The following is a 13,212-nucleotide window of genomic DNA, read 5'->3' on the forward strand; positions in this document are numbered from 1 at the left end:
TGTTGGGCTCTTCGCCGGGATTTGCGAATTCCTTCAGATCGACGCGGCCTTCCATCTTGTAGCCGACGTCGATGATTGCCTGGCCCGCCTCGATGGCGATGACCCGGCCCTTGACCACCGAACCTTCGTCCGGCGTGTCGATTTCGAGGCTTTCATTCAGGAGGGCCTCGAATTCCTCCATGGTCGCTTTAGCGCACATGCGTGTTCAGTTTCCTTTGTGTCGGTTTTCCGGCCTGACGGTTGGCTCCGCCGGTCTTTATGCTGCCATTCAGGGCAACGACAAAAGGCCGAGGCAATGCGCCCGACCTGTCGAAAGCGGTCTGTTCTGACCATGTCGCCCGTATGACTGCCGCTCCCATAGCGGCAATTGCAGAGAATTTCAACGCCTAAACGCGCTTCCAGACGCCCGAAGCCCTGCTATAGGCGGCCACCTCCGGATCCATGAAGCCCGCGCGCTCCATCGGGGCCAGATGACGCTCCAGCCGCAACTCGGTCCCCTCGATCTCCAGCAGGACGAATTCGTTCTGGCTGTCCGTGATGCGGGCGCACAGCGCCGTACCCGTCTGGATCTGCAGCACGCGAGGATGACGGCCGCTTTCCAGCAGCGCATCGACTGCCGATCGGTGCAGATGCCCCGACAGCACGATCTGCACGCCGGCCGCTTCCATGCGGAACAGCGCCTCGCGCGCCCGCCGCGCCAGCGCCTTGTCGACCATGGGCAGATGCTGCAGCGGATGATGCAGGGTCACGATATTAGTGCCCAGCGGATCAACGCCGCCGATGATGCGCCCGATCTCTCCGGCGCGGATCTTGCCACGTTGCCAGACATAGGGATCGGCGCTGTTGATCGACATCACCCGCACCTCCCCGGCGCGCCCCATGGGCGTGAGAACAGGCCCGAAGTGCCGCCTGAATCCCGCAAAGGGCCAGAACAGCCGCGCCATGGGGTTCCAGGCCGGAATGTCATGGTTGCCCGGCATCAGCATCAGGGGTGCCGCGATCCGGTCCAGGAAGGCCCGCGCCTCGATCATCTGCGGCTCCAGCGCGCGATGGGTCAGATCGCCCGTCACGACCACCAGATCTGGCCGGAGATCCGCGATACGCGCCAGCAAGGGCTCGATCAGGGCGGCACGGTGGAATCCGAAATGCAGGTCCGTCAGGTGCAGGATACGCGCCATCCGTCAGCCTTCGACGCCCGCAGTCTTGTTGCTGCCATCGGCAGGCAACAGCACCCGCAGTTCTCCGTGACGGACAACCATCTTGAACGGGCTGTAGAGCACGGCCTTTTCGCCGTCATGGGCCACAAGCTGACGCCGCGTCGGCGTCTCGATCTGCAGCTCATCCGTCAGGATCAGGTCGAAATCATCATCCTTGGCGCTGTGCCCGAAGGCAAGGCGGATGGCCGAACGGATCAGCGGCAGCGGCTGCCGCGCCTTGGCGATCAGCACCGCAAACCGGCCGCGGCGGATCTCGTCCGCCCCTTCCAGCCCGAAACTGTCCAGCTGATAGGCACTGCGGGCCACGAAGACCAAGGCACTGGTATAGCGCTGCGTCTCTCCCTCGACCCGCGCCACAAGGTTCATCGGCCGCCGCAACCGCCGCAGGGCCACCAGCACCGACCAATAGGCCGCCATGCGCGACCGACCCCAGCGGCGATAAATCCCTTCCCGCGTCTTCAGGATCTGGGGGTAAGCCCCCAGACTGACATTGTTCAGAAAGATCAGTCCGTTGACATCGCCAACATCGACAGCCTCGACCTTGGCATTCAGAATGGTTTCCAGCGCATCGTCAATGGTCTCGCCCACACCCAGATCACGGGCGAAATAGTTGAAGGTTCCGCCCGGCAGCACCCCCATGACAACATCCGTGCCTGTCAGCGCCGCCGCCACAGCCGATTGCGTGCCGTCCCCGCCTGCGGCGATGACCAGGTCGAAACCTTCGCCCGCCACCTGCCGGGCCAGTTGCGGCAGGTCGCTGCCCTTGCGGCTTTCGCGCAGGGTATAGCTGCCGCAGGCCGGCTCCAGTTGCTCCCGCAACTGTTCAACAAGGGCCCGGTGCTTCTTGCGCCCCGATCCGCGATTCATGATCACGCAGACCCGGGCCTTGCCCAGATTGAAATCGCCCGTCCCGTTCTGCATGAAGCGCCTGTCTCCGGCTTACCCGATGTGTCGTCATGGCCAAACCCCGGGACCCCCGACAAGGTTTCATCGGGCGCTCAAAGCTGACGCGCGGCCTCCAGCGCCGACGGCTTCAGCCCTTGTCCGCCATTCTCCAGATACGCGGCCAGTTGCGCCCGCATCCGGGGCTCCCAGTAATCGCGCATATGGGCCGCGATCTTCTCGGCCGAATTGCCGGGCTGCGTGTCAAAGAAGGCGGCGATCTGGTTGGCCATCAGGACCATCTTTTCAGGCGACATCGGATACCTTGGCATTCAGCCGTTCGGGATGGGAAAAAAGGTCGAACCCTTCGCCGCGGGCAAAGGCGGCCAGGGTGATGCCCGCGTCCGTCGCCAGACGCAGCGCATGAACGGTCGGCGCGGAGACCGCGATCAGCAGGCCGGCCCCGGCGATGGCGCATTTCTGCACCATCTCGACCGACACGCGGCTGGTCAAAACAAAGGCGCCGTCCGCCGCCTGAATACCCTGCCGGGCCATGGCGCCGATCAGCTTGTCCAGCGCATTGTGCCGGCCCACATCCTCGCGCGCCAGCACGATACCCTGCCCCGGCAACAGAAAGCCTGCCGCATGAACGGCGCGTGTCTGGTCGTGCAGCGGCTGCCACCCGCGCAGATCCTCGGTTGCCGCCGCAACCTGCGAAACGTCCAGCAGCGGCCCCACGCCAGACAGATCGGGCAGCGCGCGCGTCGCCTCATCCAGACTGTCGATGCCGCAAAGCCCGCAGCCCACCGGCCCTGCCATGAAACGCCGCCGCGCGGCCAGTGCTTCGGCCCGGTCGTCCTTCAGCCACATCTGCGCCTCGACCCCGCGCGGATGGGCCATGACCTCCAGCCGGTCGATCTGGTCGGCGGCGGTGACAATTCCTTCGGTCAACGAAAAGCCGACCGCGAAATCCTCCAGATCCGCCGGGGTGGCCATCATCACCGCCTGCGTCGTGCCACCATAAACCATGGCGACCGGCGTTTCCTCGGGCAGCGCGCGCGTGACGCGTGCGCGGCTGCCCGGGCGGTAATGGGTCGCGTCCACGGAATGGACTGGGGCAGGCAGGGTCATCGCTTACTCCGCGGCTGACAGGATCCGCCGTGACCGCTCAGCCTGCTCGTTGTAACGCTCCTGCCAGTCCGAAGGACCGTTTGAGGGGCTGACCTGCACGGCGGTGACCTTGTATTCCGGGCAGTTCGTCGCCCAGTCCGAAAAATCGGTAGTCACCACGTTAGCCTGCGTCGCCGGGTGATGGAAGGTCGTGTAGACCACGCCCGGCGCGACCCTGTCGGTCAGCGTGACCATCAGCGTCGTTTCCCCCGCCCGGCTGGCCAGCCGCACCCAGTCCCCGTCATTGATGCCGCGCACCTCGGCGTCATGGGGGTGGATCTCCAGCACGTCCTGATCATGCCAGACCGTGTTCTCGGTCCGCCGGGTCTGCGCGCCGACGTTGTACTGCGACAAGATGCGCCCCGTCGTCAGCAACAGCGGAAAGCGCGGGCCGGTCCGCTCGTCGGTCGCCACGTATTCGGTGATCACGAAGTGGCCCTTGCCCGACATGAAGCCGTCCACATGCATCAAGGGCGTACCCGTGGGCGCCGCCTCGTTGCAGGGCCACTGGACGCTGCCAAGCTCCTCCAGCCGCTCATAGCTGACACCGGCAAAGCTGGGCGTCGTCGTCGCGATCTCCTCCATGATCTGGGAAGGATGAGTGTAATGCCAGCCGGCTCCCATCGCGTTGGCCAGCATCTGCGTGACCTCCCAGTCCTCATAGCCGTTGCGGGGCTGCATGACCTTGCGCACGCGGTTGATGCGACGCTCGGCATTGGTGAAGGTCCCGTCCTTTTCCAGGAAGCTGCTGCCCGGCAGGAAGACATGGGCATAGTTCGCGGTCTCGTTCAGGAACAGGTCATGGACGATCACGCATTCCATCGCGCGCAGGCCCGCCGCCACGTGGTGCGTGTCCGGATCCGACTGCAGGATGTCCTCGCCCTGGCAGTACAACCCCTTGAAGGTCCCCTCGACCGCCGCATCCAGCATGTTGGGGATGCGCAGGCCGGGCTCCGAGTCGATCTCGACCCCCCAGGCCTTTTCAAAGATCGCGCGGACATCGGGCAGCTTGACGTGGCGGTATCCCGGCAGCTCGTGCGGGAACGACCCCATGTCGCAGGCGCCCTGCACGTTGTTCTGGCCGCGCAGCGGGTTCACGCCCACACCGGGGCGGCCGATATTGCCGGTCAGCATCGCCAGGTTGGCGATCGACATCACGGTCGTGGAGCCCTGCGAATGCTCGGTCACGCCCAGCCCGTAATAGATCGCGCCGTTGCCGCCGGTGGCGAACAGGCGCGCCGCCGCCCGCAGGTCGGCCGCCGGAACGCCGGTCAGCGCCTCGGTGGCCTCGGGGGCGTGACGCGGATCGCTGATGAACTCGGCATAGTGCTGGAATTCGTCCCAGTCGCAACGGTCGCGGATATAGGCCTCGTCCATCAGACCTTCCGTGACGATCACATGCGCCAGCGCGCTGACCACCGCCACATTGGTGCCCGGACGCAGCGGCAGGTGATACTGCGCCTCGACATGGGCGGAGCGGACGATGTCGGTGCGGCGCGGATCGACCACGATCAGCTTGGCCCCTTCGCGCAGCCGCTTCTTCAACCGGCTGGCAAAGACGGGGTGCCCGTCCGTCGGGTTCGCACCGATGATCAGCACGACATCCGTATGCTCCACGCTGTCGAAATCCTGGGTCCCGGCCGAGGTGCCGAAGGTCTTGCCCAGGCCATAGCCCGTGGGCGAATGGCAGACGCGCGCGCAGGTGTCGGTGTTGTTGTTGCCGAACACCGCGCGGGTCAGCTTCTGCACCAGATAGGTTTCCTCGTTGGTGCAGCGGCTGGAGGTGATGACGCCCACCGAACGACGGCCATGCTTGGCCTGGATGTTCTTCATCCGGTTCGCCGCAAAGCTCAGCGCCTCGTCCCAGCTGACCTCGCGCCAAGGCTCGTCGATCGTGTCGCGGATCATCGGGTTCAGGATGCGGTCCTTGTGCGACGCATAGCCATAGGCGAAACGGCCCTTGACGCAGCTGTGGCCCCGGTTCGCCTTACCGTGCTTGTAGGGCACCATGCGGACAAGCCGGTCGCCATTCATCTCGGCCTTGAAGCTGCAGCCGACGCCGCAATAGGCGCAGGTGGTGATGACCGAACGCGTGGGCGTGCCCAGTTCCGCCACCGACTTTTCCTGCAGGGTCGCCGTCGGGCAGGCCTGCACGCAGGCGCCGCAGCTGACGCAGTCGCTGGTGAGGAAGTTGTCCACCGCCGCACCGGCGCTGACACGGCTGTCAAAACCGCGCCCTTCGATCGTCAGCGCAAAGGTCCCCTGCACCTCTTCGCAGGCCCGCACGCAGCGCGAACAGACGATGCACTTGCTGGGGTCATAGGTGAAATACGGGTTGCTTTCGTCCTTGGGCGTGAACTGCGGGTTTGTCTGGACCGACCCGCGCAGCCTGGCCTCGGACTGGCTGCGCGCGCCGGTTCCCGAAGGGTCGAAGTGGTTGTCGCCCGGCGTATAGCGCACGTCGCGCAGGCCGACCTGACCCGCCGCGTCCTGCAGCTCGCAGTCGCCATTGGCCGCGCAGGTCAGGCAGTCCAGCGGGTGGTCGCTGATATACAGCTCCATCACGCCCTTGCGGATCTTGCGGACCTTGTCGGACTGGGTGTGGACGATCATGCCCTCGGTGACAGGGGTCGTGCAGCTGGCGGGCGTGCCGCGCCGGCCCTCGATCTCGACCACGCACAACCGGCAGGAGCCAAAGGCCTCCATGTAGTCGCTGGCGCACAGCTTGGGAACCTCGATCCCGGCCTCGAAGGCCGCGCGCATGACGGACGTGCCCTCGGGGACGATCACCTCGAACCCGTCGATGGTCAGGCTGACCGGGGCGCCGTTGCGGGCGGGGGTGCCCATGTCACGGTCGTCGCCGGGTGCGAACTGGGGGATGATGAAGTCTTTCATTCCGCTGCCTCCTTATGGGTGGCGAAATCGTCGGGAAATTGCGTCAGCGCGGACATGACCGGATAGGGCGTGAAGCCCCCGAGCGCACAAAGCGATCCATCCTTCATCGTCTCGCACAGGTCCGTCAGCAGGGCTGCCGCGCCGGGGTCGCCATTCGCGATGCGGTCGATCGTCTCGACCCCCCGCACCGCGCCGATCCGGCAGGGCGTGCATTTGCCGCAGGACTCGACGGCACAGAACTCCATGGCAAAGCGGGCCATCTGCAGCATATCGGCAGTGTCATCGAAAACGACAAGGCCGGCATGACCGATCAGCCCGCCCTTCTGGTCGAATTCCTCGTATCCCATCGGCGTGTCGAATTTGCTGACCGGCATGTAGGCGCCCAAGGGCCCGCCCACTTGCACGGCCTTGACGGGGCGCCCCGACAGGGTGCCGCCGCCGATGTCGTTCACGACCTCGCCCAGGGTCATGCCAAAGGCAGTCTCGAACAACCCGCCATGACGCACGTTGCCCGCAATCTGCAGGGTCACCGTGCCGCGCGACCGGCCAAGGCCGAAATTCGCGTAATGCTGCGCACCCTTTTCAAAGATCACCGGCACGGTTGCCAGGCTGATGACGTTGTTGACGACAGTGGGCTTGCCCATGAACCCTTCCAGCGCGGGCAGCGGGGGCTTGGCCCGCACCGTGCCACGCTTTCCCTCCAGGCTGTTCAGCAGGCTCGTTTCCTCGCCGCAGACATAGGCGCCCGCGCCCGTGCGGATCTGCATGTCAAAGGCGCGCCCGCTGCCCAGAACATCCGGCCCCAGCACGCCGCGGCTCCGGGCGATGACGACCGCCGCCTCCATCACGCGGATCGCGTCCGGGTATTCGGAGCGCAGGTACACATAGCCGCGCGTCGCCCCCACGCCCAAACCGGCGATCGCCATGCCCTCGATCAGGGTAAAGGGATCGCCCTCCATGATCATGCGGTCGGCAAAGGTGCCGCTGTCGCCCTCATCGGCGTTGCAGACGATGTATTTCTGGTCGGCCACGGCGTCGCTGACGGTCTTCCACTTGATGCCGGTCGGGAAACCCGCCCCGCCGCGTCCGCGAAGGCCGCTGTCAAAAACCTCCTTCACGATCTCGGCCTGGCTCATGCCGATGGCGCGGCGCAGGCCGGCCAGGCCGCCATGCGCCTGATAATCGTCCAGATCCAGCGGATCGATCACGCCGCAGCGCGCAAAGGTCAGCCGCGTCTGGCGGCGCATCCAGTCCAGCATGTCCACCGGCCCCAGGCTGTTCAGCCGCCCGTCCAGCAGCGCCGGCACATCGGCGGGGGTCACGGCGCCATAACCGATCCGCCCCTCGCCCGCATCGACCTCGACCAGCGGCTCCAGCCAGATCATCCCGCGCGTGCCGTTGCGGATGATCTCCACGTCCAAGCCGCGCACCGCAGCCTCGCGGGCAATGGCCCGGGCCACGTCGTCCGCACCAAGCGCCTTGGCGGCGCTGTCCATCGGAACCCAGATCTTCATGCGCTGACCCCCAGTTCGGCGGCCAGACGTTCCGCATCGACGCGGCCGATCACCCGGCCGTCCAGCATCGCCGCAGGCCCGCAGGCGCACAGCCCCAGGCAATAGACGGGCTCGACCGTCACGCCGCCGTCGGGCGTCGTGCCATGCCAGTCCACGCCCAGCCGCGCCAGGGTCCGGGCCGCAACATCCGCGCCGCCGACGGACTGGCAGGCCTCGGCCCGGCAGATCTTGAGGACGCGCCGTCCGGCAGGATGGTCACGGAAATCATGATAAAAGCTGATAACGCCGTGAACCTCGGCCCGGCCCAGGTTCAACAGATCGGCCAGCACCGGCACCGCAGCCTGCGGGACATGGCCCCACACCTCCTGGATGGCATGAAGCATCGGCAGAAGAGGCCCCTCCAGCCCCTTCAGGGGCAGGACGACATCGCGGATCTCATCCGCAGAAGGGGCTGGCGCGTGGTCGATCATGGCTGGCCTTTCACAGTCTGGTGGCCGAGAGAACAGCTTTCATGATCGTAAATCAATATCGCAGTTTCGTCGTGTGATAGAAATTATCTATCGAACCATCCGCCGCGCTTCGGTCAGCAGCGCCTCCAGCACCGGGGTATGCGGCTCTCGCCAAGGCGCGATCAGGCCCACCGCATGGCCTGGCCCCGACTCCTCCAGCGGCACCAGCGACAACGGTTTGCCCTGCGCCAGAAAGCCCGCGATGTCTTCCGGCAGGATCGTGAGCCAGCCTCCCGCCAGCACCTGGGACACCAGCACCACGGTCGAGTTCGATTCGACCATCGCTAGCGGGTTCACGCCCGCCTCGGCCAAGCGGCGGTTGATGATGCGGCGGTTCTGCATGTCCTGGCTCAGCAAGCACAGCCGCTGCCCGTCCAGCGCGTTCCATGCCACGGCGCCGCCCCCCGCCAGCGGATGCGCCTGCGGCACCACCAGCGTATAGCGTTCGTCGTAAAGGGGAACGGCGCTGACCTTGCCCAGGGGCTCGTTGTCCAGGTACGAGATGCCGGCATCGACCTCCAGATCCTCGATCATCTGCAGGATCGCCACGGAACTGCGCGACAGGATGGTAAAGCCCACGTTGGGATGCGCCTCGCCATAGCGCGCCGCCAACCGTGCCGCCCAGGTCAGCGCGGTGGGGATGACCGCGATGCGCAGCCGTCCCGACAGGCCGTGGCGGACGGCCCGCATTTCTTCCCGCAGCTGCCGTGCGTCGCCGACGATGCGGCGCGCCCAGACAAGCGCCGATTGGCCCTCGGGCGTCAGGCCGCCATAACGCGACCCGCGAAAGATCAGCAGAACGCCCAATGTTTCCTCAAGCTGCTTGATCCCGGCGGACAGAGTCGGCTGCGTGATCCCCAGTGTCTGGGCCGCGCGGCCGAAATGACCCTCCTTGGCCACGGCCAGGAACATTTCCAGCTTGTCGATCATCGGAAAACTCCTTTGGCGGCATCAAGACCTGCAGGCTTGCAGCGGTCAAGCGCTTGCAGGCGGGGGCCCGGGACGCAAGACTGAATCGATGATCGATATCCTCCTGATCCATGGGGCTTGGCATGGCGGCTGGTGCTGGGACCGGACGGCACGGGCGCTGCGGGCCGCCGGCCACCATGTCGCCTGCCCCAACCTGCCCGATGCGCCAGACACGCGCCTGGCCGACTGCGTGGCGGCGCTGCCTGCGGCGCGCATTGTTCTGGGCCATTCGATGGGCGGAATGGTGGCCGAAGCACTGGCGCAGGTGCACCCGCCCCGGCTTCTGATCCACCTGTGTTCCTATCTGCCGCTGCCGGGTGACAGCCTTGCACGGCTGGACCGTTTGCTGCCGGCGCCGCCCCGGGCCTGGCCGCGCGATGACCACGGCCGCCTGATCCTGCCGCCGGCCGCGGCGCACCGGATGCTTTATTCGCGCTGTTCTGCCGAAGTCGTTGCCGATGCCCTGCCCCGGCTGCGTCCACAACCGCCGGGACCGATGCGCGATACCCTGCCTGGACCTGCCCGCGCGACTGTCCCGCGGCATTACGTGTTCTGCGGCAACGATCGTGCCATCCCGCCGCAACTGCAGGCCGCGATGCTGGACCGCGCTCCGGTTCCCCATGTGCAGCGGACCGACTGGGACCATTCGCCCTTTCTGTCGGATCCCTTGGCGCTGGCGCGGATGATCGACCGCATGGCCCGCGATCAGGGCTGAATCAGCGCCGCCCGCCATTCCGCCAAAAGCCCCGCCCGCCGCAGCCGGTCGTCATAAACCAGCAGCCCCGCATCCAGTCGGATGGGCCGCAGCTGCGGCGACGGCACAGGACCCGTTCCCGGCACCAGTGCCACGCCCGCACTGGCGGCAATCAGCCTCTGCGCCGGATCGGACAAAAGGTAGTTCAGCAAGAGGGCTGCCCCCTCGGGGTCGGGGGCGTTCACCGGCACCAGGGCCGATCGCAGGATGGCAAAGGTGTAATCCTCGAAGGCCAGCTGCACCAGGTCGGGATCGTCCGGGCGGAACCGCGCGGCATAGCTGGCCACCACGTTATAGGCCACGGCGATCCGTCCGTCGCGCAGTTCCGCGATCATGTCGCCCGAACAACAGAACAACCGCGCGTTCAGTCGTCCCATCACCTCGGCCAGCCGCCAGAAACCGTCCGACACCTGATCATCCTGCGCGACCAGGAAATAGCCCACCCCTGAAACCAGCGGGTCATAGGTCGAAACCCGCCCGCGAAAACGGTCCGGGTTTTCCCGCAGCATGGCGATCAGGTCGCGCCGGGTGCGCGGCAGCGGCAGGTCGCCCAGGGCGCTGCGCGAGGCAAGCGTCACCACCGGCTCCAGCGCAATGCCCCACAGCCGGTCACGCCAGCGCGCCCAGGGGGGCAAGCCCCGGGCCTCGGGCGCCACGGCAGCGGCGAAACCGTCATTGGCCAGCTTCATCTGCAGATCCATGGCCGAACTGATCACCAGATCGAATTGCGCACCCTCGTCATGGATGGCGGCAAAGATTTCGGTCGACGAAGCCTGGACATAATGGACCCGCCGCCCCGGATGTCGCTCGGCGAAGTCCTGGAGAACGGGCGCAAAGGCGGCGGTATCGGTGGTGGACAGGACGGTGATGGCGCCGCCGCCCTCGGGGCCGAAGAAATTCTCGGACTCCACCTCGAAGGCCTGGGATCCCGTGGCCAGCAGGATCAGGCCAATGGCAAATGCAGCAAGGCGCATGTTCCCCCCTCGTCGCGCGGCATCAGGTGAAAGCGGCCCCGATGCGCCGCCGCCACCTCGGTCACGATGGTCAGGCCCAGACCCGAGCCGCCGACATCGCCCACGTTCCCCCCGCGCCGGAAACGGCCGACCAGCTTGGCGGGATCGCCTGACAGGCCGCGCCCGTCGTCGCGCACGGCCAGCACGGCCTGCCCGTTCTCGCGCAGCAGATCCACCTCGATCCGGCCCTCGGGACTGGCATATTTCACCGCGTTGTCCAGGATGTTGCGCAGGGCGATCTCCAGCATCCGTTCGTCCCCTTCGATCAGGCAGGGCTGGTCGAGGCCCTTCTGGACGATGTCGATATCGCGCATCTCGGCCAGGGGCGCCACGGAACGCAGCACGGCATGGGTCAGCGCCGCAAGGTCCATGGATGCCGCGGCAAACTGGTCGGTGCGATACAGGACCATGGCGTGATCCAGGATCTGGCTGGCCGAACGGCTGCTTTCCCCGATGGCGCGGACCATGCGGCGCAGGCGGATGCGGGTGGCGGGGTCGGTGGTTTCCGACAGCGCCAGCTCGGCCTCGGTGCGCACCAGCGACAAGGGCGTGCGGATGCGGTGGGCTGCTTCGAAGATAAAGGTTTCCGCCAACTCCAGCGCCGTGCGCAGCCGCCCGATCAGTTCGTTCAGCGCCCGAAGCAGGGGCGCCAGCTCGCGCGGGGTGTGGTGGCGCACCGGGCGCAGGTCGCGCGGGCCGCGCCGGCCCACCACGTCGGCCAGGTTGCGGATCGGCGCCAGCACCGCCTGCGCGGCCAGCAGCGCCACCGGCAGCGCCAGCACCAGAAAGGCCAGCGCCGCCCAGGCGGCACTGCGCGCCGTATCCCGGGCGATGGCGGCCTGGCCCAGCCGCGTCTGGCCCAGGCTGACCACCACCTGCTGCAGCCGGTTGTCGATCAGCATGGGCCGCGCCACAGCAGCCAGCCGCAATCTCGCGTTGCGGTAATCGGCATCCCAGAAGACCGGCTGAAGGTCGCTTTGTGCGTTTGGAGGTGCGGCCGGCAGATCGTCATAACCGGTGATCACGCGCCCGCCCACCGAAAGGGCATAAAAGACACGCTCGTCCCCCATCGCCCCCAGCATGGAAAAGGTCGCATAAGGCAGATCCAGTTCCAGCCCCTCGTCCACGCTGCGGATGCCTTCGGCGATCGCGGTCACCGCCGCGCCCAGCACCGCATCCTGCGACGCCCGCGACGCCCGGTCGGCCACCCAGCCCACCGTCACGAAGAGACCCACGACCAACAGGCCGGACAGCACCAGGAACTGCCAGACCAGCCGCCGCCGCAGCGACACGATGCGCGTGGGATCCACCAGCCAGCCAAGCGCGGTCATTCCGGGATCAGCCGATAGCCGACACCGCGCAGCGTTTCCAGCCGTGCGCCCGATCCTTCCAGCTTGCGCCGCAGCCGGCCGACATAAACCTCGATGGCGTTGTCGCTGACCTCTTCCTCGAACGAGAAAAGGCGGTCGATCAGATGGGCCTTGGAATAGGCCTGGCCCGGCCGCGACAACAGGATTTCCAGCAATCGCAGCTCGCGCGCCCGCAACTCGCGCGTGTCGGTGCCGATGGTGACGGTCGCCCCCAGCGAATCGAACACAAAGCCCGCGAAATGACGGCGGCTGTCCGCGGCCCCGTCCCGGCGGCGCAGGACAGCACGGCAGCGGGCCTGCAATTCGGCGAAATCGAAGGGCTTGGTGATATAATCGTCGGCACCCTGATCCAGCGTGCTGACACGATCGCTGACCGATGCACTGGCCGTCATCATGATCACGGGCGTATCCCGCCGCGCCGCCCGCTCGCGCGCCAAAAAGTCCCTCCCGTCACCATCGGGCAAAGAAATATCCAGCAGGATCAGATCATAAGGCGCACTTTCCAGAAAATGCCGCGCATCCTCCAGCGTTGCCGCGTGGTCCACGCCATGCCCTTCCATCGCCAAGCGCGAAGCGACGGCCCGGGCCAGATCCTCGCTGTCCTCGACCAGAAGAAAACGCATCCGCTCAACTTTTCAACAATGGGTGACAGGTTCGTGTCAGCTTTTCATCAAACTGTGGACGTCGCAAGCCCGCCACCCTTTCCGAGCGGGCCATGTCTGGGAGGACAGCATGAAAAATTGGACCCGTGCAGCCGCGGCCGCGCTGATGATGACCGTCGCCGTTCCCGCCACCGCTGCCGAATGCATCGCGCCCGCCAACCCCGGCGGCGGATGGGACTTTACCTGCCGCCAGATCGGCCGGATCATGACCGAACTGGGGTTGGTGCCGAACATGGTGCAGGTGACGAACCTGGCCG

The 13,212-nt window shown here is 66.4% G+C and carries 13 protein-coding genes and 1 pseudogene; 2 read left to right on the forward strand and 12 right to left on the reverse strand.

All coding sequences use genetic code 11. The features are described 5' to 3' along the window. The 9 genes from ACLHHB_RS12980 to ACLHHB_RS13020 all read right to left on the reverse strand — a co-directional run. A partial coding sequence (locus ACLHHB_RS12980) for a S1 RNA-binding domain-containing protein (RefSeq protein WP_410218701.1) occupies positions 1-199 on the reverse strand: 199 nt, incomplete at its 3' end. Between the two features lie 187 nt (positions 200-386). Beyond that, complete coding sequence (locus tag ACLHHB_RS12985; RefSeq protein ID WP_410218702.1) at positions 387-1,178, reverse strand: metallophosphoesterase family protein; 792 nt, start codon at positions 1,176-1,178, stop codon at positions 387-389. Positions 1,179-1,181: 3 nt separating this feature from the next. Next, entirely contained in the window at positions 1,182-2,138 is a 957-nt protein-coding gene (locus ACLHHB_RS12990) for a diacylglycerol/lipid kinase family protein (RefSeq protein WP_410218703.1), read from the reverse strand. A 77-nt stretch (positions 2,139-2,215) separates the two neighbouring features. Beyond that, on the reverse strand, positions 2,216-2,392 hold the full coding sequence (locus ACLHHB_RS12995) for a formate dehydrogenase subunit delta (protein ID WP_410218704.1): 177 nt from the start codon (positions 2,390-2,392) through the stop codon (positions 2,216-2,218). Between the two features lie 13 nt (positions 2,393-2,405). Beyond that, complete coding sequence (fdhD, locus tag ACLHHB_RS13000; protein WP_410218705.1) at positions 2,406-3,230, reverse strand: formate dehydrogenase accessory sulfurtransferase FdhD; 825 nt, start codon at positions 3,228-3,230, stop codon at positions 2,406-2,408. Positions 3,231-3,233: 3 nt separating this feature from the next. After that, complete coding sequence (fdhF, locus tag ACLHHB_RS13005) at positions 3,234-6,164, reverse strand: formate dehydrogenase subunit alpha (protein WP_410218706.1); 2,931 nt, start codon at positions 6,162-6,164, stop codon at positions 3,234-3,236. Beyond that, positions 6,161-7,678, reverse strand: coding sequence for a formate dehydrogenase beta subunit (locus ACLHHB_RS13010; protein WP_410218707.1), 1,518 nt, complete (start codon positions 7,676-7,678; stop codon positions 6,161-6,163). Before ACLHHB_RS13010 ends, fdhF begins: the two co-directional genes overlap by 4 nt. Continuing rightward, positions 7,675-8,148 (reverse strand): formate dehydrogenase subunit gamma, encoded by a 474-nt coding sequence (locus ACLHHB_RS13015; protein WP_410218708.1) that lies wholly within the window; start codon positions 8,146-8,148, stop codon positions 7,675-7,677. The genes ACLHHB_RS13010 and ACLHHB_RS13015 overlap by 4 nt, the downstream gene beginning before the upstream one ends. Positions 8,149-8,235: 87 nt before the next feature. Then, on the reverse strand, positions 8,236-9,117 hold the full coding sequence (locus ACLHHB_RS13020) for a LysR family transcriptional regulator (RefSeq protein ID WP_410218709.1): 882 nt from the start codon (positions 9,115-9,117) through the stop codon (positions 8,236-8,238). Positions 9,118-9,205: 88 nt separating this feature from the next. Here ACLHHB_RS13020 and ACLHHB_RS13025 point away from each other — a divergent pair, with 88 nt between their 5' ends. Continuing rightward, positions 9,206-9,871 (forward strand): alpha/beta fold hydrolase, encoded by a 666-nt coding sequence (locus ACLHHB_RS13025; protein ID WP_410218710.1) that lies wholly within the window; start codon positions 9,206-9,208, stop codon positions 9,869-9,871. Here the strand turns inward: ACLHHB_RS13025 and ACLHHB_RS13030 are convergent. The 3 genes from ACLHHB_RS13030 to ACLHHB_RS13040 are packed head-to-tail and all read right to left on the reverse strand — an operon-like array spanning position 9,862 to position 12,916. Then, a complete protein-coding gene (locus ACLHHB_RS13030; protein ID WP_410218711.1) occupies positions 9,862-10,884 on the reverse strand; it encodes an ABC transporter substrate-binding protein in 1,023 nt (340 codons plus the stop codon). The genes ACLHHB_RS13025 and ACLHHB_RS13030 overlap by 10 nt on opposite strands. Then, positions 10,854-12,254 (reverse strand): sensor histidine kinase N-terminal domain-containing protein, encoded by a 1,401-nt coding sequence (locus ACLHHB_RS13035; protein WP_410218712.1) that lies wholly within the window; start codon positions 12,252-12,254, stop codon positions 10,854-10,856. The genes ACLHHB_RS13030 and ACLHHB_RS13035 overlap by 31 nt, the downstream gene beginning before the upstream one ends. After that, positions 12,251-12,916 carry a response regulator transcription factor gene (locus tag ACLHHB_RS13040; protein WP_410218713.1) on the reverse strand — a complete coding sequence of 222 codons (666 nt, stop codon included), beginning with the start codon at positions 12,914-12,916 and terminating at the stop codon, positions 12,251-12,253. Before ACLHHB_RS13040 ends, ACLHHB_RS13035 begins: the two co-directional genes overlap by 4 nt. A gap of 109 nt (positions 12,917-13,025) precedes the next feature. Between ACLHHB_RS13040 and ACLHHB_RS13045 the strand changes: the two are divergent. Beyond that, a pseudogene (locus tag ACLHHB_RS13045) lies at positions 13,026-13,212 on the forward strand (tripartite tricarboxylate transporter substrate binding protein); the annotation flags it as partial.

The organism is Paracoccus sp. (in: a-proteobacteria), from assembly GCF_046462195.1.
GTDB lineage: Bacteria > Pseudomonadota > Alphaproteobacteria > Rhodobacterales > Rhodobacteraceae > Paracoccus.